An 18,727-nucleotide genomic window follows, 5' to 3' on the forward strand; every position below is an offset into this window, starting at 1 on the left:
AGCCAATTCACTAACGGAATTGGCTTTTGTTTTTTTGGTATCTTTAGGCAACAAATTTTATACATACAAATGAAACTCTATTTTATTCTATTTTTCTTACTCGTTTACACTTTCGGTTTTTCGCAAGCCAATACCGAAGTTTTCTTATTCGATTTAGATGCCAATGCATCCAAAATTGAAGTTAAGAATGGTAAAAACATTTCTAATAATGAAGGCTACGACAATCAACCTTCATTTTACAATGAGCGATACATTCTTTTTGCTTCAACTAGAGGTAACCAAACAGATATTGCAAAATACGACACGCGATATGGATCTAAATCTTGGTTAAATTCTACCGAAGGTGGAGAATATACACCTCTAAAAAATCCAAATACCAATGAAATCACTGCAGTTCGTTTAGATCCAGACGGGAAGCAACGCTTATACAGTTATAATGGAAGTAATGGCGAATCTAAAGAGCTTATTGCAGATTTAGTTGTGGCTTATTATACGTGGTTTGATGAACATACCATTGTTTCAGCCGTTATAGAAGAAAACAATTTAAACTTGTTTGTAAGCAATCTTCAAGATGGAACAAACAGAAAATATGTAACTAATGTTGGTCGTTCATTCCATAGAATACCCAATTCAAATCTAGTGAGTTTTATTTCCAAAGAAAATGAAACCCAATGGCAAATAAAATCGCTTAATCCTTTAACTGGTGATACAAAAGTTATTGCAAATACTTTGGAAGGAGTTGAAGACATTTGCTGGCTAGATAGTAAAACTATACTTTCAGGTAAAGAGCATACCTTATTCAAATTAAGGCTTCAAAGAGATAATAATTGGAAACAAATTGCCGACTTATCAGCTAATGGAATTACTAAAATTTCACGATTAGCCGTGAATGCTGAATCTAATAAACTACTTATTGCAGGAGATGTAAGTCCAACTGCTGAAACTGAAGAGACTACAGAAGAAACCACTAACGAATCAACTGATACTAAAGACACTAAATCAGAAACTTCAACTGATGCTTCAAGTATTGAAGCTGTTGTTCAAAGAAACCTTGATGCTTATAATGCTAGAGATATTGATGCCTTTATGAGTGACTATGCTGATGACGTAAAATTATATGCCTATCCGAATACCTTACAAACTGAAGGTAAAACCGCTATGCGAAAAAGCTATAAGGATTGGTTTGAACGTGTTCCAGATTTAAGAGCGTTCGTGAAAAAACGTATCGTTATTGGCAATAAAGTAATAGACGAAGAACAGGTCACAGCCAATGGTAAAATCCTAGAAGCCGTCGCCATTTATGAAGTTGAAAATGGTAAAATAGTTAAAGTAACATTCATTCAATAAACACCTTATGAAATATTTTCTTATTCTTTGTTTTGCTTTTACCTTGTCTACGGTTGCACAAAATGAAACACTTTTAGAACCCAAACTAGAAAACTGTGCTTGGATTGCTGGGAACTGGAAAGGGGAAGCTTTTGGAGGTATAACCGAAGAAAACTGGAGTGAACCTTCAAGTGGTTCTATGATGGCAACGTTTAAATTAATCAACAATGGAAAAGTTTCATTTTACGAAATTGAGATCATCAGAGAAGTTGAAAATACATTAGTACTTCAGTTGAAACACTTTGATAATGATTTAAAAGGATGGGAAACTAAAAACGAAACGGTAGACTTTCCATTAAAAGAAATTACAGTAAATAGAGTTGTCTTTGAAGGAATGACCTTTGAAAAAGTAAGTGATAATGAAATGAATGTCTTTGTTGATATTAAGACTGATTCTGGTGAAGTAGAGATTGTAAAATTCAATTACAAGAAAGAATAAATAGCTGCTAATTTTAACTCATGGAGTTCTATTTCAAAACAGATAAAGAATGGCGAAATTGGCTAAAAGAGAATTATAAGTCATCGCAAGGTATTTATTTAATTTTCTACAAAGTGGATCACGAAAATGATTCAATGCGCTGGGAGGAAGCTGTCAAAGTTGCATTATGTTATGGCTGGATTGATTCTACAGTAAAGAGTTTAGGCAACGGAAAACGCAGGCAATACTTTTGCGAAAGAAACGAAAAAAGTGTTTGGAGTGCTTTAAATAAAAAACACATAAAAGAACTCTCTAAAGCCGGATTGATGCACGAAAGTGGAATAGCTAAAATTAAAATTGGAAAACTAAATGGTAGTTGGACTGCATTAGATGAAGTAGAAAAAGGCATCATTCCAAAAGAATTACAACAAGCCTTTGATAACCATCCTCAAGCATTAGAGAACTATAATAACTTTGCTCCTTCCTACAGAAAAGGGTATTTATATTGGCTAAATCAGGCCAAAAGAGAAACAACTCGTGACAAACGAATCACAGAAATTATCAAATTTTGTGCTAAGAATATTAAAAGTAGAGGGAATTGGTAAGTAAATAAAGGATTTATATAAGACCATTACATCCTATTTAAAAAATATTTCAGATATTTGTAATTAAATTACCGTTTATGTTTTCAAAAGCTTGTGAATATGGTATCAAAGCATCCATTTTTATTGCGATTAATTCGTATGAAAATAGACGTGTAAGTCCAAAAGAGATTTCAAAAGAAATTGATTCTCCTCAAGCTTTTACTGCCAAAATTTTACAAGATTTAGTGAGACATCAAATTATTAAATCTGTTCAAGGTGCTCATGGTGGTTTTGAAATAGAAAAGGACGCCATTTCTACAATTAAATTATCTCAAATTGTTGAAGCTATAGATGGTGATAGCATTTACAGTGGCTGTGGATTAGGTTTACATGTTTGTGATGATGAACATCCTTGTCCGGTTCATGACAAGTTTAAGTTTGTACGTTCAGAATTAAAACATATGCTAGAGAATACCAATTTAGAACAATTAGCATTGGACATAAAATCTGGTACCTCATTTTTAAAAATCGACAAGGATTAAAAAAATTGATTATAACCTAAAAACACCACAAACATTATACTTTAAAGAACTCAAAATAGGCACTTATTAATGCTTCCAGATTATGAAGTGCAAGCTTGTTTTTTTCTTCATCATCTTCTTCTCTCAAAACAGATATTTCATCTAACATAGGTATTAACACAACATGTAATTGATCATGTGGTTCTCCTTTCATACTGCAATGTTTAATGACATAACCTGTTTGTTTTGCAAGGTTATTCCCTAAGGTTTCATAATCGTTTCCTTTGCTTTTTTTGAATGTAGAAATAATAGAATCCATTTTTGAAATGCCTTCATTCGTTTCAATATTTGCAATCCATTTTTGTCCATCATTCAATTTAAGTGATAAAGTATCTATAATGGATATAGATTCTACTTCTGATTCCTCAATAGAATTCATTTTTTTTGTCTCACTTTTACAACCAATTAGCACAGCCAATAAGCACAATATTACAAATGATTTTTTCATATTTAAATATATTAATTAGTTCTAAAAATCTTTCTTTTGCGACTTAAATACAATTCTCATCACTGGTAAAACCACCCAAATTGTTAACATAACGAAAGACACTATTAGTCCGAAACTAGTTCCGAAGAATTGTTTAAAAATTGCTCCTGTATAACCTAATAATGCTGAAATATCTAGCTTTAAAAGGATCAGTGTTCTTGATAAATCTATGGGATTTAACATTGTACCAATTAATGATACCTTATCTAAAGGATAATCTTCAAAAATTATTAATGTCATTAAAAACAAACCATCATAGATGATAGCTAAGAATAACCAAAGTAAGATTGCGTAACCAAAACCTTTAATTCTATTTTCGTTAGATAAAGCAATATTAAAGGCTAATGCTGTAAAAATTAAGGTCAAAAATGTTCCAGTAATGAGCAATAATGAGAAATCCCAAATGGCACTACTTTCAAATAAACCATAGAATATGAACGGAATTCCTAATCCTAGAACCAAACTAATGGACAATGATAAAGCAACACCTAAATACTGTCCGAGAAATATGGAAGACCGTTTTAGAGGTTGTGCCAACAGAAGTTCGGTAAATTCTTTAGAATTGTAATAATACATGACACCAAAAATGGTTCCAATTAAAGGCACTAAAACAATGATGACATTCATTAAGGTTATTACAGCTTTTGATAAATCATTATTTAAAAACAAGAGCACAATTCCTAAGAGCAAATAAAATGCGAAATAGACGTAACTCCAACGGCTCCGCATCAAATCGTAAAAACTATATTTTAATATTTTAAGCATGGTTGTCGGTTAATATAGACGCAATAGCATGTTCAAAATCTGGCTGGTTGGTCTTAGTTTTTAATTCTGAAATTGAACCTCTAAAGTAAATTTTGCCTTCTAATAAAAAGACAATTTCATCTGAAACTTCTTCAACAAAACTCATAATGTGTGAGGTAATTAAAATGGTTTTTCCCTTTGCTTTTTCAATTTGAATTAAATCCTTCAAACGTATCAATGAAATAGGATCTAATCCAGTGGTTGGCTCGTCTAATATAATTAAGGGACTATCAAACATAAAGGTTAACACAATATTGACTTTTTGTTTTGTACCTCCCGAAAGATTACCCAATTTTTTATCTAAAAAAGGTTCTAATTTAAAAAGCTTAATTAAGTGATCTTCTTCATTAGTAAATTGACGCAAATCTTTAATCATCTTTATCAACTCTTTCACTTTTAGATTACTAGGGAAATTTGCAATCTGAGGCAAGTAGTCAATTTTATGGCGATACTCAGAGTTTTGCTTTATATTTTCTCCAAGTACGTGTATCAGCCCTTTATCAGGAATAACCATCCCTAAAATAGACTTTATTAAAGTTGTTTTCCCAGAACCGTTTGGCCCAAGTACTGCGAATATTCCACCTTCATTAATGGTTAAATCCAAACCACTCAAGACTTGGTTCTTTCCGAATTTTTTATACAAATTTTCAACACTTACCATGTTATTTTCTTTGTTAGAGGATTATTATCTAATAGATTATCTGGCGTGAATACCGGTGAGACTTTTTCAGAAAAATCTATAATATCAATAAACATACTACGCAATAAAATGATCGTTTCTGGTGTTCGATTTACGATATACGAAAACAATTTCACAGGTCTGTAAGGCACATCTCCCACACCATCTTTATTTAAATCATAACCCGTATAACTGCTCCAATAATTTCTATCAAATATGTTATCATTAATCTTACTATTATAGGCAATATCGAAGGAATTATATAAAAAGTTGTTTTCTGTATAGGTATTCGAGTAACACGCACCTTTCACTTTAATTGCCCAACCATTATTCTTGAAATTGTTGTGCTTATAGATGATTCGGTTAGAGCCCTCAATATTTATTCCTATGGTATTTTCTTCAAATGTATTGCCAATAATTTCGGCATCGTTTATTTCTTTCAGCAACATGCCATAAGAGGCGGTTCCCCAATTTTCTTTAAATATATTATTATACATTTTAATCTTTTTAGAAAACATCACTGCAACTCCTGCTCCATTATTTTCAAAGGTATTATCTTGATAGATATCATCATTTGAAAACATAAAATGCAATCCATATCTTATATTTAAAGCACTCACATTATTCTTGATTATGCAATCATCAGAAAATTCTAAATAAATGCCATCTCGAACATGTTCAACATAATTATGTTCGATTTCAATATGGTTACTATACCACAGCTGAATGCCATTACCAGAATTATACTCCTCAACGGCATCTCCAATAACCTTATTATGAAATACTTTTCCGTAGCTTGATTTTTCGATATATATTCCAAAGAATAACTTCTCAAGCACTAAATTTTTGATTACAAAATGCTTACTTTTCCTAACCCGAATTGCCGCAAAATCTTCGGTGTAACTTGTTCCAACATTGATGATAAATAAGCCATCAACAGTGACATTGTCTGAAATAATAGTTATGATTTCACCCTTTAGCTCACCATCTATTACTGGGTAATCTTTGCCTATTATAGTTAAAGGTTTATCTACAATAATACCATATTCTTTGTAAGTCCCTTTTTTAATAATAATAGTATCAAAATCTTTTGCTTGTGCAATTGCTTTTTTTACCGTTGAAATAGGACAAGTGTTGCACACCTCAATTTGAAATGCATAGGAAGAGCTAGTCATAAAAATGACAAAGAATAAAACGATTAGATTTCTCATTTTACTAGTCTTTAAAATGTGCTAGTAATTGGGTCCAAGTATATAAATCACCTCCTTTATCTGTTTGAGCAATTTTGGCATCAGCTTTGTTTTTAAAAGCTGATAAATATGCACCCATTGGACTAGGAATATTTTTACTTATTAAAAAGGTTGCACTGGTTGCATCAATAAGCTCTTCAGGATTTGTAAAGTTATTTGATAAATACAATGCTATTTCAGAAGTATCAAACTCATCTATAAAATTGATCATACATTCTGTAGCATCAAACTTATAAACCTTTCCTTTTGTAGTTACAATTTCTGCTGCATGAACTTTATCTACGATAGTCATTTTACAGAAATGACATCCATCGCTACCATAATCTATAGGTTTAGGTGACACATTGCAACTGACAAAAAAGAACAGCAAAGCAATGCTTAAATAGTGTTTTAGTGTTTGCATTATGTTAGTGTTTTAGTGTTTTAGTGTTTTAATATGTTTCTACATAGTCAACTGTTTTTTATGAGTTTTCTTTCCAATTATATATGCTACAAATCCTCCAGCAATTCCTAATGCTAAAAACAAAGCGCCTAGTTGCGGATAAGAATGTGCTCTAAAATTTAAGATATCCTTACTCCCAAAAAGTGGTGGTTGGAATCCCATTTGAGTTCCATCTGGATTGGTAAACTTCATAATAGCTTTAGGGTCCAAATTATGACCATAATCGTGTTCCCATAAATAAAAGTCGTACATACCTGCAGCACTCAATATAATCATTAAAATAAACCATCCCAAAAACCATTTATAATTTCCTTTAAATGCAACAAGAAGACCAATAACACTAGTAATGATAATTCCCAAAGGAAATATTTTAAATTCAGGAATGGCGTCTGGAATATACTTCATTCCTACATAATGATTCATCAAGTTAATATTTTTGATATCATGCGGATTGGCATCAGAAAAATCATTTATATGTATGTACATTCCTAATGGTGTAGGATATTGTGGTGCTTCTAATGTAATCTTCCAAAGCGGAAATAAAAATAGTCCTAAAGGTAAAATAGCAGCAAGCAGCATAACGATGTTTGACTTTTTCATCATAAAAGATTTAGTGGTATTAATAGTGTTTTAAAAAGAAAGGCGAGAGCGAAAAATTGGCCCTCGCCTTTTTATAGGAAAATAAACACTAAAACAAAATTTCCCTAATTCATTTATTCAATATCTTCTCCGAGAGACCATTTCAATGGTGTATCTGAGTTTGCTGGAGAAACTCTAACATAACCTTGCATTTCTTGGTGAAGTGCAGAACAAAAATCTGTACAATAGAATGGCCATACACCAACTTGTTTCGGTTCCCAAATAGAGGTTTTCGTTTGCCCTGGCATAATTAATAGCTCAGAAGTATTTTGACCTATCATCGCAAAACCATGAGGCACATCAAAATCTTGCTCTAAATTTGTAATATGGAAATATACTTTATCGCCAACTTTTATTCCTTCAATGTTATCTGGCGAGAAGTGACTTCTAATTGTGGTCATATAAATGTGCACCTCATTACCATTTCTTATTACTTTTGTGTCATCATCAGTAAAAGCAGCATATGGATGCTTATTCTCCTCTAAATTATATATTTTTTGAGAACGTTCTTTAATAATATCTGCACGCATTGCAGCTGCATAATGAGGTTCTCCATGAGTAGGAAAATCTAAAAGTAATTCCATTTTTTCTCCTGAAATATCGTAAAGCTGAGCACTATGTTCTAACTCTGGACCCGTTGGCAAGTAGCGGTCTTTCGTAATTTTGTTCATAGCGAACATATATTTACCTTGAGGTTTACCAGAGTTCCCTCCAGGAATAGTTAAGTGACCAACTGAATAGAACGTTGGTTGTCTATCTATTACTTCCCATGTTCCTACCTTCCATTTTACAACTTCAGATGATATAAAGAACGTAGTATATGCATTTCCTTTATCATCAAATTCTGTATGAAGTGGTCCTAATCCAGCTTGTTCTACAACTCCTGCCAATACATCTTCAAAATTCAAGATTGGAATACCATAAGCGTCTCCAGCAAATTTCTCATTTTTAATGGCATCTATCATTTTAGTAAATGAATGCACGGTTAAATTTGCAGATAGTTTACCATTACCAACAATGTATTTACCTGTTGGGTCCACATCACAACCATGAGGTGATTTTGGTGTTGGCAATAAATATACAGCTCCTGGAACCTCAGTCGGATTAACAACCCGAACTTCTTTAATCATCGTAGATGTTGCTGTATGTGTGCCTTCATCATATACATTATGCGCATAATTAGTTGGCATCATTTTCCCTCCACCATTATTTACATATTCTTCAATTTTCTTCCAGTTTATCGCTGCAATAAAATCTTTATCATTTTGAGAGGCATTGACCTCCATTAACGTACTTGCTTCTTCAGTATTATAGGTCGAAAAGAAAAACCAACCATGAGAATCTCCACGACCTGGATGTGCTAAATCGTAATTAAAACCTGGCATAAGTACTTGGAATTTTATGTCCATATGTCCATGTTCCGGCTCTACACTAATAAAAGATAATGCACCTTGGAAATTACCTTTATAATCTTTAATTGGCATATCGCGTTGAGGAATTGGAACAGAAAAACGTGTACCTGCCACAACATACTCTGTGTTTTCAGTTACAAAAGAAGAACTGTGATTACCAGCACTGTTAGGTACTTCAATAATTTCAGTAGTTTCAAAGGTTTTTAGATCAATCTTCGCTATTCTTGGTGTATTGTTTTCATTTATAAAAATGAAACGACCATCTATTTCACCTTTTGTTTGTGAGATATCTGGATGGTGAGAATCTCCCCAAGGAATAAATCCGTGAGATGTATTTAGCATTGGTTTGGTTTCTTCCGAATAACCATATCCAGAAGTTGGAAACTGTGAAAACACAGGAATCTCTTTAAACATTCTACCTGATGGTAAACCATAAACTGTTAAGTTACCACTGTAACCTCCTGAAATGAAAGCATAATGCGAGTCATGTTCTCCTGGAGCAACGTATACTTTTTCAGCTACATTACTTGCTAAAGCACCAGATTTTTTATCTGATGATTTTGAATTATTACAACTTGTAAACGCAAAAAGAACACATACAATTGCAATAGTTGATTTTAATAAGTTTTTCATTTTAAAATTAATTTGATTAATGTTTTATTCTTCTGTTGGTGGTAATAATACCTTATCTATGACATGCACAATACCATTACCTGCTTTCACACTGCCTAGTATTTTTGCTCCTCCAATCCTAGGTTCTCCATCTACAACTTCCACTTTTACATATTGATTGTTAGCCTGTCCTAACTTTTTGAATTTCTTTAAAAAGTCTTTTGAATAATTTCCTGGAGTCACATGATACTTTAATATGTTTGCTAAAGCATCTTTATTCTCAGGTTTTAATAAATTTTCAACTGTCCCTTCTGGTAAAGCAGCAAAGGCATCGTTTGTTGGAGCAAATACCATTAAAGGTCCTGCATTTACCAACGCGTTTTCAAGTTGTGCAGCTTGTACTGCAGCAACCAAAGTCGAATGATCTTTAGAGCCAATTGCAATACTTAAAACAGTTGTGCTTCCATCATCTTCAATAAAAGCTTGACCAGTTCGTTCTTTAGGTTCATTATCAGCTTGGGTTACTGTAGAGTTCGTTGAGGCTTCTTTGTTGTCATTTTTGCACGAGCAAACAAAAGCTACTAGTGCAAAAACTAAAATGAGTGTTTTGGCTGTTTTCATAATTATGGTTTATAGTGTTCTAAAATATTCTAATACAGATCTTGCTTCTTGCTCTGTAAGGTTTTGATTAGCCATAGGAGAACCATTGAATTCCATCAATAATTCTTTTGCTAATGGATCTTTTTGAGTCATTTCTTCTGGATTAAGAATCATATTCATAATCCATTCTGCTGATCTACGCTCCATGATTCCTGATGGAGCAGGTCCAATAAATTTCTTGTCTGGTCTATGACATGCAGTACACATTTTTTTAAAAACCTCCTCACCTTCAGTTGCCATCTTTTGGTCGATTTCTGCATCTAGTTTAACAGATGTAATTGGACCAATACCTTTATTTGTCAAGTCTATTCTTTTTGATGCAGGCAATGCAGCCTCTTTAGGCGTATCTGTTTTTGCAGGCACTTCTTTTTTGCCATAAGAGATAGACTCTTTTTTCTTTTCTTCTTTGCCTCCACAACTTATAAGTAGTGTTACAAATAAAACGGTCATTAGTTTTAGTGTTGTCTTCATTTATGTATTGATTTTATTCTACAAAATTACTGACATAAAAAGGTAATTTATATGACAATTATCATATTTAGGATAAAATAGTCTTATTTAAAAACACATGTGCTAATTCGTAAATTATTGTGTTAAATATTTTCAAAGATTTCTAAGGAAAAGAACATCCCGATAACTTTTGATTATCTTTATGCAACTTTTCTAAAACACAAATTTTATACATATGAAAAACATATTTCACATAGTGATGCTTTTAGCATCTTTTTCTCTTTTCGCTCAAGAACTATCTATGGATTTAGTTAAAAACATGAAACCACGTAATATTGGTCCAGGAGGTATGTCTGGTCGTGTTACAAGTATTGATGTTGTCCACAATAATACAGACATCATGTATGTTGGTACTGCTTCTGGTGGCCTTTGGAAATCTACATCTGGTGGAATTAAATGGAATCCTGTTTTTGAAAAGGAAGCAACAGGTTCAATTGGTGCTGTTGCTATACAACAATCTAATCCTAGTGTGATTTGGGTTGGGACTGGTGAAGGTAATCCTAGAAATAGTTTAAATGGTGGTTATGGAATTTATAAATCTCTTGATGCTGGTAAAACATGGCATTTAATGGGATTAGAAAATACACGTCACATTCATCGTGTTATTATTGATCCAACAAATCCTGATGTGGTTTATGCGGCAGCTATTGGTTCCCCTTGGGGCGAACATCCAGAACGAGGAGTTTATAAAACAACAGATGGTGGTAAAACTTGGGTTAAAATATTATTTGCAAATAATAAAACTGGAGCAGCTGACTTAGTTATGGATCCATCAAATCCTAATAAGTTAATTGCGGCACTTTGGGAACATAAAAGAGACCCTTGGTTTTTTAAATCAGGGGGTGAAGGTTCTGGATTACATATCACTCATGATGGTGGTAATACTTGGAAGAAAATGACGGAAAAGGAAGGTTTTCCTAAGGGTGATTTAGGACGAATTGGAGTAGCCATTGCAGCTAATAAACCCAATACAATTTATGCCTTAGTTGAAGCTAAAAAGAATGCCTTGTATAAAAGCGAAGATGGTGGTTTTAATTGGAAAAAAGTTAACGATAAAGGTGATATTGGAAATCGTCCATTCTACTATTCTGAAATTTATGTAGACCCTCAAAATGAAAATCGTGTGTACTCAATTTACACCTATGTAAATGTCTCTGAAGATGGCGGAAAAAGTTTCACACAATTGATGCCTGCTTATGGTGTAAGCAATGGTGTTCATCCAGACCATCATGCATGGTGGATTCATCCTACTAACGGTAATTTTATGATTGATGGTAATGATGGAGGAATGAATATAACAAAAGATGGTGGGAAAAGTTGGCGTTTTATAGGAAACTTACCTGTAGCTCAATTTTATCATATTAATGTTGATAATGAAATTCCATATAATGTTTATGGAGGCATGCAAGATAATGGCTCTTGGAGAGGTCCAGCATATATATGGCGAGTTCAAGGTATTAGAAATAGCTATTGGCAAGAAATTAGCTTTGGAGATGGTTTTGATGTCGTTCCAGATAAAGACGATTCAAGATTTGGTTGGTCAATGAGTCAACAAGGTTATGTAAGTCGATACGATTGGCAAACTGGAAACAATTTTACAGTTAGACCAATTCATCCTGACCCTAATATAGAATTACGTTTTAACTGGAATTCTGCTATTAATATTGATCCTTTTAACAATAGTACGCTTTACTTCGGAAGTCAGTTTGTTCATAAATCAACAGATAAAGGTGAAACATGGACAGTTATCTCGGAAGATTTAACAACTAATGATCCTGAAAAATTAAAGCAAAATGAAAGTGGTGGATTGACAATGGATGCCACTGGAGCAGAAAATCACTGTTCTATTTTAGTGATTGAACCTTCTACAATAGAACGTAATATGTTTTGGGTTGGAACCGATGATGGTAAAGTACATTACACTCAAAATGGTGGACAAACCTATATTGATGTAACAAACAATATTAAAGGTTTACCAGCTGGAAGTTGGATTCCTCAAATAAAAGCGTCTAATAAAAATAAAGGTGAAGCTCTTTTAATTGCTAATGACTACAGACGTTTTAATTATACGCCTTACGTATATCGAACTAAAGATTATGGTAAAACGTGGCAACGTCTTGTTGATGGGAACGATGTAGAAAGCTACGCTTTATCTATTGTTGAAGATCCAATAGAAAAAAACTTACTGTTCTTAGGAACAGATGATGGCTTATATGTTTCAATAGATGCGGGAAACACATGGACGAAATGGACTCAAGGTTTTCCTACTGTTTCTGTAAAAGATTTAGTGATTCATCCAAGAGAGCATGATTTAATAATCGGAACTTTTGGCCGTGCAGCTTGGGTTTTAGATGATATTCGACCTCTACGAGAAATGGCTAAAAACAAACAAATAATAAATCAAAAATTAGAATTATTTACACCACCAACTGCGTATCAAGCAGCATATCAACAACCAACAGGAAGCCGTTTTGGAGCAGATGCAATGTATCATGGTGAGAACAGAAATTATGGTGCTATCTTTTCATATTATGTAAAAATAGAGGACATGAAAAAAGATGAAACTACCGAAGATGATGACAAAGACAATAATGAAGATGATGACAAAGACAATAATGAAGATGAAGCTGAAAATGATGATATCAAAGAAGAATCAAAAATAAAATGGGATTCATTAACCATGAAAATCTATGATGGTGAACGATTAATTAGAACATTAAAACAAAAAGCACCTGATTCTACTGGAATTCATAAATGGTCTTGGTATATGGATGAATCTGGAGTTTATGGTCCTTCAAGAACAATTAGAAAACAGAAAAGAGAACCAAGTGGAGTTAGTGTAAAACCTGGTACATATAAAGCAATTTTACATTTTGGTGATCAAACTTCTGAAGAAACTATTACCATAGCTTCAGACCCTAGATTAGAGGTTTCTATAGCCAATACCAATGAAGTTTATGACGCTTCAAAAAAACTTGAAAATATGCAAGGAACAGTTGCCAACGCCGTAAAACAATTAGTTGAAAGCAAACAAATTGCAAATAAATTTAAAGGAGATTTAAGTAAACTGGATAAGGAAAAATACAAAGATGACATTAAAGCATCTAAAGACTTAATTAAGGAGATTGACGAACTTATAGACGTGTACTTAGGAAAAGAAGATAAACGACAAGGAATTACTAGTACCTCAGTAGTAACTGTAAATGACAGATTAGGCATAGCAGGATGGTATGTTAGCTCAAGACAAAATGGATTATCAGCTACCGAAAACACTTTAATTAAACAAGCTGAAGACGCTGTAAAGGAAGCGCTTGAAAAAACAAACACCTTTTTTAATGACGCTTGGAAACCCTATCAAACTAAAATGGAAACTATTCAAACTAATCCATTTAAAGAGATTAGTACATTTAAACTAGATTAAATATTTCAACATGATCTAAAATAAAAAAAGCTCTAAACATTTAGAGCTTTTTTTATTCGATCCGATTTAAACCATCGATGTCTTCTATTTTTATTTGTTTGCCTTTTGTAGATATCAAACCTTCTTTTTTAAATTGAGAAAGAATCCTTATCGCAGATTCTGTTGCAGTTCCTACAATATTTGCATAATCTTCTCTCGCAAGTGTAATGGACAAAAACCCATTCTGATCAACACCAAAATGATCATTTACATAGAGTAAAACATCAGCCATTCTATTCTTTACAGATTTTTGAGCCATGTCAACAATGACATTATCAGAATCTTTCAAATCATGCGCCATTTGTTGTAACATGTCTAATGTAAACTTAGGATTTTTTTGTAGGTCATTCATGATTTCACTTTTTGGAATAAAACAAACTTCCATATCATTGAGAGCTATTGCACTCAAGTTTGCTGACTCGTCACCAACTAAAGAGCGTTGTCCTAACAAATCCCCTTTTACAACTAATTTCACAATTTGGTCCTTACCATTAGCACTTAACTTTGATAATTTACAAACACCATCTTTAACACAAAACACACCATTTATCGAATCGCCTTCTTCAAAAATAACTTCCCCTTTTTTTATAATTCTAGATGTTTTACATCCAGAAATTCGAACTAGCTCTTCTCTAGTTAGTGCTTTAAGGGAATTAAATTGTTTGATTATGCATTGTTCGCACTTGCTCATACCTAGTTTTTTGTAAGTATCACAAAACTAATCAAAACATGACAAAAATCATAGTTTAAAGCCATCTCTTTAACAACCTTTGCTTCAGGTATAAATGAGCAAATATTATGGAACAAACTAATTGTTTCCACTGTGGCGATGATTGTAACACAACAATAATAACCTTTAATGACAAAAATTTTTGTTGTAATGGTTGTAAAACTGTGTACGAAATATTCTCAGAAAACGATTTAACGTGTTACTACGACCTACAATCTTCACCAGGAGCAATTCCTAAAGAAATAGAAGGTAAATATGATTTTCTTTCCCAACAGAATATAATTGAAAAACTAACAGAATTCGATGATGGACATACGCAAATTGCAACTTTATATATTCCACATATTCATTGTAGCTCTTGTATTTGGATTTTAGAAAACCTCAATAAATTAAATCCAAATATCACATCATCACAAGTCAATTTTGGAAAGAAAACTGTTCGTATAACTTTCAAAACTGAAGTCTGCTCACTGAAAGACGCTGTGCTTTTATTGAGTTCAATTGGATACGAACCCTACATTTCATTAGATGATTTTAAAACCGGTCAACAAAATGTAAATCGCAGTCTTATTTACAAATTAGGTATTGCAGGTTTTGCTTTTGGAAATGTAATGTTCTTATCTTTTCCTGAATATTTTGAAGTTGGTGAATTTTGGCTGGAGCAATACAAACATCTATTTCGATGGCTCATGTTTGCCTTTTCAATTCCAGTTGTATTTTATGCAGGACGTGATTATTTCGTCTCGGCTTACAAAGGATTGCGTTCTAAATTATTAAATATCGATGTTCCAATAGCTTTAGGAATTGCCGTTTTATTTATAAGAAGTACAGTTGAAATTGCTTTAGATTTAGGTTCAGGTTTTTTTGATAGCCTTACAGGCTTAGTATTCTTCTTATTACTCGGTAAATTCTTCCAACAAAAAACATATAGCTTTTTATCTTTTGAACGTGATTACAAATCGTATTTCCCAATCGCAATCACAAAAATAAATTCGCAAAACGAAGAAACTCCAATTCAGGTTTATGACATTAAAAAAGGCGATCGTTTACTCATTAGAAATGAAGAATTAATTCCTGTTGATGGTATTCTTATTAATGGGAAAGCAAGAATTGATTACAGTTTCGTTACTGGAGAATCTGAAACGGTTAGTAAGCAATCTGGTGATAAACTATTTGCAGGAGGCAAACAAACGTCTGGAGTTATTGAAATGGAAGCTATAAAATCGGTTGAGCAAAGTTACCTAACTCAATTATGGAGTAATGATATTTTCAGTAAGAATAAAGAAGATGGCTTTACAACTTTAACCAATACCATTAGTAAACGTTTCACATTCATTGTATTAAGTATAGCTTTTATGGCTACTACATTTTGGCTCTTCACTGATGCTTCAAAAGCTATGAACGTGTTTACGGCAGTGTTAATCATTGCTTGTCCATGCGCAATAGCTTTATCTGCCCCTTTTACATTTGGTAATTTGCTCCGCATCTTCGGAAAGTTAAAATTCTATGTAAAAAATGCTTCAGTTATTGAACAGCTTGCAGGAATAAATACCATTATTTTTGATAAAACAGGTACAATCACTTCAAACAAAAGTAGTACTGCTAATTATGATGGAATCGCCTTAACTTCTTCAGAAGAACTGCTGCTAAAAAACACACTTCGCGGTTCTAATCATCCCTTAAGTAGAACATTATATAATATTTTAGAGGAACATAATATCATAACCTTAAATCATTTTGAAGAACATTTAGGCAAGGGAATTGAAGCCACACATAATAATGAACATATAAAAATTGGTTCAGCGAGTTTTGTTGGCGCTGAAGAATCAGCAGTACTAAATACAACGGTTCATGTTAGTACTAATAATCAATACAAAGGAAAATACACCTTTTATAATAGTTATAGAAAGGGCTTATCTAAATTATTTAATAAGCTAAAAAAACAATTTGATTTGGTTATTCTTTCAGGCGACAATGAAGGTGAATTTGAAAACCTGAAGAAATTACTTCCGGCGAAGACGAAATTAATATTCAATCAAAAACCAGACGACAAGCTAGACTACATTAAATATCATCAAACTGAAGGCGCTAAAGTGCTTATGATTGGTGACGGACTTAATGATGCTGGAGCTTTAGCTCAAAGTAATGTTGGCATTGCAATCTCTGAAAATGTAAATGTCTTCTCACCTGCTTGTGATGCCATTTTAGATGCTTCAAAATTTAATCAACTGTACAAATTTATAAAAGCTTCAAAAAGCGCAATTACCATTATAAAATGGAGTTTCGTTTTATCATTTATCTACAATATAATCGGACTTTATTTTGCGGTTACAGGTCAGTTAGCACCAGTTATAGCAGCAATTTTAATGCCGTTGAGTTCTATAAGTATAGTCGTGTTTACAACAATCGCAACAACTTTTGTTGGTAGAAAATTATCAAAATCATGAACAACTCATTAATACAAAAATATAATATTCCAGGTCCAAGATATACAAGTTATCCAACGGTACCCTTTTGGGATGAAGCCCAATTTACTAAAGACAAATGGCTAGAAACGTTTAAAACCTCTTTTAACGAAAGTAATAATGAACAAGGCATAAGCCTATATATTCATCTTCCGTTTTGTGAAAGTTTATGTACGTTTTGTGCTTGTCATAAGCATATTACCAAACGCCATTCTATGGAAGACAGTTATATAGATACGGTTTTAAAGGAATGGCTTTTATATGTTGATTTAATGTCTTCAACACCACTGATAAAAGAAATTCATTTAGGTGGAGGAACTCCTACGTTCTTCTCTTCTGAAAACTTAAGCAAGCTTATTAATGGTTTATTAGAACCTTCAGAATTACACGCTGATTATGAGTTTAGCTTTGAAGGTCATCCCAACAATACAACAAAGGAGCAACTTCAAACTCTTTATAGTTTAGGATTTACACGCGTTAGTTTTGGAATTCAAGATTATGATGAAACTGTTCAGAAAGCAATTCATCGTGTACAATCCTTTGAACAGGTAAAAAAAGTAACCGAATGGTCAAGGGCCATTGGTTATACGTCTATAAGTCATGATTTAATTTTCGGATTACCATTTCAAAATATAGATACGATGACCGAGAGCATAAACAAAACAAAACTTTTACGTCCTGATCGAATTTCGTTTTATAGTTACGCTCATGTACCATGGGTAAAAGGTGTTGGTCAACGTGGTTTTAATGAAAACAACTTACCCAAAGGAGATGAAAAAAGAGCACTTTATGAAACCGGTAAACAACTCCTAATTGATTTAGGATATGAAGAAATCGGCATGGACCATTTTGCTCTAAAAAGCGACCACTTATATAAGGCAACAATTAACAAAACATTACATCGTAATTTCATGGGCTATACTGCGAATACAACTCAACTCATGATTGGTTTAGGCATGTCTTCCATTAGTGATAGTTGGTATGGATTTGCACAAAATGTAAAAACGGTTAAGGAATATGAAACCATTGTAGATTCTGGAGAAATCCCAATAGTTAAAGGCCATATTTTAACCCATGAAGATTTGATTATTAGACAACATATTTTAAATATTATGTGTCAATTAGAAACCTCTTGGACCGATCAAAAATTAAAGTTTTCAAAAATAAATTCGGTTATAGAAGCATTAAAAGAAGTTGAAAACGATGGTCTAATTCAAATTGAAAACGAGGTTCTAAAAGTCCCTGAAGAGGCCAAACCGTTTATAAGAAATGTATGTATGGGATTTGATTTAAGGCTGCATAAAAGTCGACCAGAAACCCAGGTATTCTCAATGACAATTTAATTTTTTAAACATGACAAATATCATATTCTAAGAGTACAAACCAACGTAATTTTGAATCATAACTTCTAATAGGTATGAGTGTTATATATATTTTATTGAGTATCAGTATTATAGTTGCTATCGTGTTTTTTGTAGCGTTTATTACAGCAGTAAAAAGCGGACAATACGATGACAGTTATACACCTTCCGTTAGAATGCTTTTTGAAGACGAACTCGTTAAAGAGCAACCAAAACCATCTGTTAAAATCAAAAAAGACTAATTAAA

At 32.8% G+C, this 18,727-nt stretch carries 18 protein-coding genes; 8 read left to right on the forward strand and 10 right to left on the reverse strand.

Features of this window, described 5'->3' with window-relative positions:
• The first annotated feature begins 69 nt into the window (after positions 1–69).
• The 4 genes from VOI25_RS05505 (at position 70) to VOI25_RS05520 (ending at position 2,930) form a co-directional block, all read left to right on the forward strand.
• Entirely contained in the window at positions 70–1,347 is a 1,278-nt protein-coding gene (locus VOI25_RS05505) for a nuclear transport factor 2 family protein (RefSeq protein ID WP_323788006.1), read from the forward strand.
• Positions 1,348–1,354: 7 nt separating this feature from the next.
• Positions 1,355–1,825, forward strand: coding sequence for a DUF6265 family protein (locus VOI25_RS05510; protein WP_323788007.1), 471 nt, complete (start codon positions 1,355–1,357; stop codon positions 1,823–1,825).
• 20 nt (positions 1,826–1,845) lie between these two features.
• Entirely contained in the window at positions 1,846–2,409 is a 564-nt protein-coding gene (locus tag VOI25_RS05515; protein ID WP_323788008.1) for a YdeI/OmpD-associated family protein, read from the forward strand.
• Between the two features lie 77 nt (positions 2,410–2,486).
• On the forward strand, positions 2,487–2,930 hold the full coding sequence (locus tag VOI25_RS05520) for an Rrf2 family transcriptional regulator (protein WP_323788009.1): 444 nt from the start codon (positions 2,487–2,489) through the stop codon (positions 2,928–2,930).
• Between the two features lie 34 nt (positions 2,931–2,964).
• On the opposite strand, the gene VOI25_RS05525 is transcribed toward VOI25_RS05520, so the two are convergent.
• From VOI25_RS05525 to VOI25_RS05565, 9 genes are all read right to left on the reverse strand, one after another.
• Entirely contained in the window at positions 2,965–3,417 is a 453-nt protein-coding gene (locus tag VOI25_RS05525) for a hypothetical protein (RefSeq protein ID WP_323788010.1), read from the reverse strand.
• A 21-nt stretch (positions 3,418–3,438) separates the two neighbouring features.
• Positions 3,439–4,221, reverse strand: a complete 783-nt coding sequence (locus VOI25_RS05530) for an ABC transporter permease (RefSeq protein ID WP_323788011.1) — start codon at positions 4,219–4,221, stop codon at positions 3,439–3,441.
• On the reverse strand, positions 4,214–4,921 hold the full coding sequence (locus tag VOI25_RS05535; protein ID WP_323788012.1) for an ABC transporter ATP-binding protein: 708 nt from the start codon (positions 4,919–4,921) through the stop codon (positions 4,214–4,216). The genes VOI25_RS05530 and VOI25_RS05535 overlap by 8 nt, the downstream gene beginning before the upstream one ends.
• A complete protein-coding gene (locus VOI25_RS05540) occupies positions 4,915–6,150 on the reverse strand; it encodes a nitrous oxide reductase family maturation protein NosD (RefSeq protein WP_323788014.1) in 1,236 nt (411 codons plus the stop codon). Before VOI25_RS05540 ends, VOI25_RS05535 begins: the two co-directional genes overlap by 7 nt.
• Positions 6,151–6,154: 4 nt before the next feature.
• Positions 6,155–6,592 carry a nitrous oxide reductase accessory protein NosL gene (locus VOI25_RS05545; RefSeq protein ID WP_323788015.1) on the reverse strand — a complete coding sequence of 146 codons (438 nt, stop codon included), beginning with the start codon at positions 6,590–6,592 and terminating at the stop codon, positions 6,155–6,157.
• A gap of 39 nt (positions 6,593–6,631) precedes the next feature.
• The gene (locus VOI25_RS05550) at positions 6,632–7,231 is read right to left on the reverse strand and encodes a hypothetical protein (protein ID WP_323788016.1); all 600 of its coding nucleotides are present in this window, start codon (positions 7,229–7,231) and stop codon (positions 6,632–6,634) included.
• A 113-nt stretch (positions 7,232–7,344) separates the two neighbouring features.
• The gene (nosZ, locus tag VOI25_RS05555) at positions 7,345–9,315 is read right to left on the reverse strand and encodes a Sec-dependent nitrous-oxide reductase (RefSeq protein ID WP_323788017.1); all 1,971 of its coding nucleotides are present in this window, start codon (positions 9,313–9,315) and stop codon (positions 7,345–7,347) included.
• A gap of 24 nt (positions 9,316–9,339) precedes the next feature.
• Positions 9,340–9,915 (reverse strand): fasciclin domain-containing protein, encoded by a 576-nt coding sequence (locus VOI25_RS05560; protein ID WP_323788019.1) that lies wholly within the window; start codon positions 9,913–9,915, stop codon positions 9,340–9,342.
• Between the two features lie 9 nt (positions 9,916–9,924).
• A complete protein-coding gene (locus VOI25_RS05565; RefSeq protein WP_323788020.1) occupies positions 9,925–10,425 on the reverse strand; it encodes a cytochrome c in 501 nt (166 codons plus the stop codon).
• A 214-nt stretch (positions 10,426–10,639) separates the two neighbouring features.
• Here VOI25_RS05565 and VOI25_RS05570 point away from each other — a divergent pair, with 214 nt between their 5' ends.
• Positions 10,640–13,885, forward strand: coding sequence for a WD40/YVTN/BNR-like repeat-containing protein (locus VOI25_RS05570; protein WP_323788021.1), 3,246 nt, complete (start codon positions 10,640–10,642; stop codon positions 13,883–13,885).
• Between the two features lie 52 nt (positions 13,886–13,937).
• Here VOI25_RS05570 and VOI25_RS05575 read toward each other — a convergent pair whose 3' ends face one another.
• Complete coding sequence (locus VOI25_RS05575; protein ID WP_323788022.1) at positions 13,938–14,615, reverse strand: Crp/Fnr family transcriptional regulator; 678 nt, start codon at positions 14,613–14,615, stop codon at positions 13,938–13,940.
• Positions 14,616–14,722: 107 nt separating this feature from the next.
• Here VOI25_RS05575 and VOI25_RS05580 point away from each other — a divergent pair, with 107 nt between their 5' ends.
• The 3 genes from VOI25_RS05580 to ccoS all read left to right on the forward strand — a co-directional run bounded on the left by VOI25_RS05580 (position 14,723) and on the right by ccoS (position 18,722).
• Positions 14,723–17,101, forward strand: coding sequence for a heavy metal translocating P-type ATPase (locus VOI25_RS05580; protein WP_323788023.1), 2,379 nt, complete (start codon positions 14,723–14,725; stop codon positions 17,099–17,101).
• Positions 17,098–18,462: an oxygen-independent coproporphyrinogen III oxidase gene (gene hemN, locus VOI25_RS05585; protein WP_323788024.1), complete on the forward strand. Its 1,365-nt coding sequence runs from the start codon at positions 17,098–17,100 to the stop codon at positions 18,460–18,462. The genes VOI25_RS05580 and hemN overlap by 4 nt, the downstream gene beginning before the upstream one ends.
• Positions 18,463–18,536: 74 nt before the next feature.
• Positions 18,537–18,722 (forward strand): cbb3-type cytochrome oxidase assembly protein CcoS, encoded by a 186-nt coding sequence (ccoS, locus tag VOI25_RS05590; RefSeq protein WP_323788025.1) that lies wholly within the window; start codon positions 18,537–18,539, stop codon positions 18,720–18,722.
• The last annotated feature ends 5 nt before the right edge of the window (positions 18,723–18,727 follow it).

Source organism: Psychroserpens sp., from assembly GCF_034670085.1.
GTDB lineage: Bacteria > Bacteroidota > Bacteroidia > Flavobacteriales > Flavobacteriaceae > Psychroserpens.

What these genes read in the sequence shown, in the direction of transcription:
- VOI25_RS05505 (WP_323788006.1), top strand. Translation starts at nt 70, where the DNA reads ATGAAACTCTATTTTATTCTATTTTTCTTACTCGTTTACACTTTCGGT.
- VOI25_RS05510 (WP_323788007.1), top strand. Translation starts at nt 1,355, where the DNA reads ATGAAATATTTTCTTATTCTTTGTTTTGCTTTTACCTTGTCTACGGTT.
- VOI25_RS05515 (WP_323788008.1), top strand. Translation starts at nt 1,846, where the DNA reads ATGGAGTTCTATTTCAAAACAGATAAAGAATGGCGAAATTGGCTAAAA.
- VOI25_RS05520 (WP_323788009.1), top strand. Translation starts at nt 2,487, where the DNA reads ATGTTTTCAAAAGCTTGTGAATATGGTATCAAAGCATCCATTTTTATT.
- VOI25_RS05525 (WP_323788010.1), bottom strand. Translation starts at nt 3,417, where the DNA reads ATGAAAAAATCATTTGTAATATTGTGCTTATTGGCTGTGCTAATTGGT.
- VOI25_RS05530 (WP_323788011.1), bottom strand. Translation starts at nt 4,221, where the DNA reads ATGCTTAAAATATTAAAATATAGTTTTTACGATTTGATGCGGAGCCGT.
- VOI25_RS05535 (WP_323788012.1), bottom strand. Translation starts at nt 4,921, where the DNA reads ATGGTAAGTGTTGAAAATTTGTATAAAAAATTCGGAAAGAACCAAGTC.
- VOI25_RS05540 (WP_323788014.1), bottom strand. Translation starts at nt 6,150, where the DNA reads ATGAGAAATCTAATCGTTTTATTCTTTGTCATTTTTATGACTAGCTCT.
- VOI25_RS05545 (WP_323788015.1), bottom strand. Translation starts at nt 6,592, where the DNA reads ATGCAAACACTAAAACACTATTTAAGCATTGCTTTGCTGTTCTTTTTT.
- VOI25_RS05550 (WP_323788016.1), bottom strand. Translation starts at nt 7,231, where the DNA reads ATGAAAAAGTCAAACATCGTTATGCTGCTTGCTGCTATTTTACCTTTA.
- nosZ (WP_323788017.1), bottom strand. Translation starts at nt 9,315, where the DNA reads ATGAAAAACTTATTAAAATCAACTATTGCAATTGTATGTGTTCTTTTT.
- VOI25_RS05560 (WP_323788019.1), bottom strand. Translation starts at nt 9,915, where the DNA reads ATGAAAACAGCCAAAACACTCATTTTAGTTTTTGCACTAGTAGCTTTT.
- VOI25_RS05565 (WP_323788020.1), bottom strand. Translation starts at nt 10,425, where the DNA reads ATGAAGACAACACTAAAACTAATGACCGTTTTATTTGTAACACTACTT.
- VOI25_RS05570 (WP_323788021.1), top strand. Translation starts at nt 10,640, where the DNA reads ATGAAAAACATATTTCACATAGTGATGCTTTTAGCATCTTTTTCTCTT.
- VOI25_RS05575 (WP_323788022.1), bottom strand. Translation starts at nt 14,615, where the DNA reads ATGAGCAAGTGCGAACAATGCATAATCAAACAATTTAATTCCCTTAAA.
- VOI25_RS05580 (WP_323788023.1), top strand. Translation starts at nt 14,723, where the DNA reads ATGGAACAAACTAATTGTTTCCACTGTGGCGATGATTGTAACACAACA.
- hemN (WP_323788024.1), top strand. Translation starts at nt 17,098, where the DNA reads ATGAACAACTCATTAATACAAAAATATAATATTCCAGGTCCAAGATAT.
- ccoS (WP_323788025.1), top strand. Translation starts at nt 18,537, where the DNA reads ATGAGTGTTATATATATTTTATTGAGTATCAGTATTATAGTTGCTATC.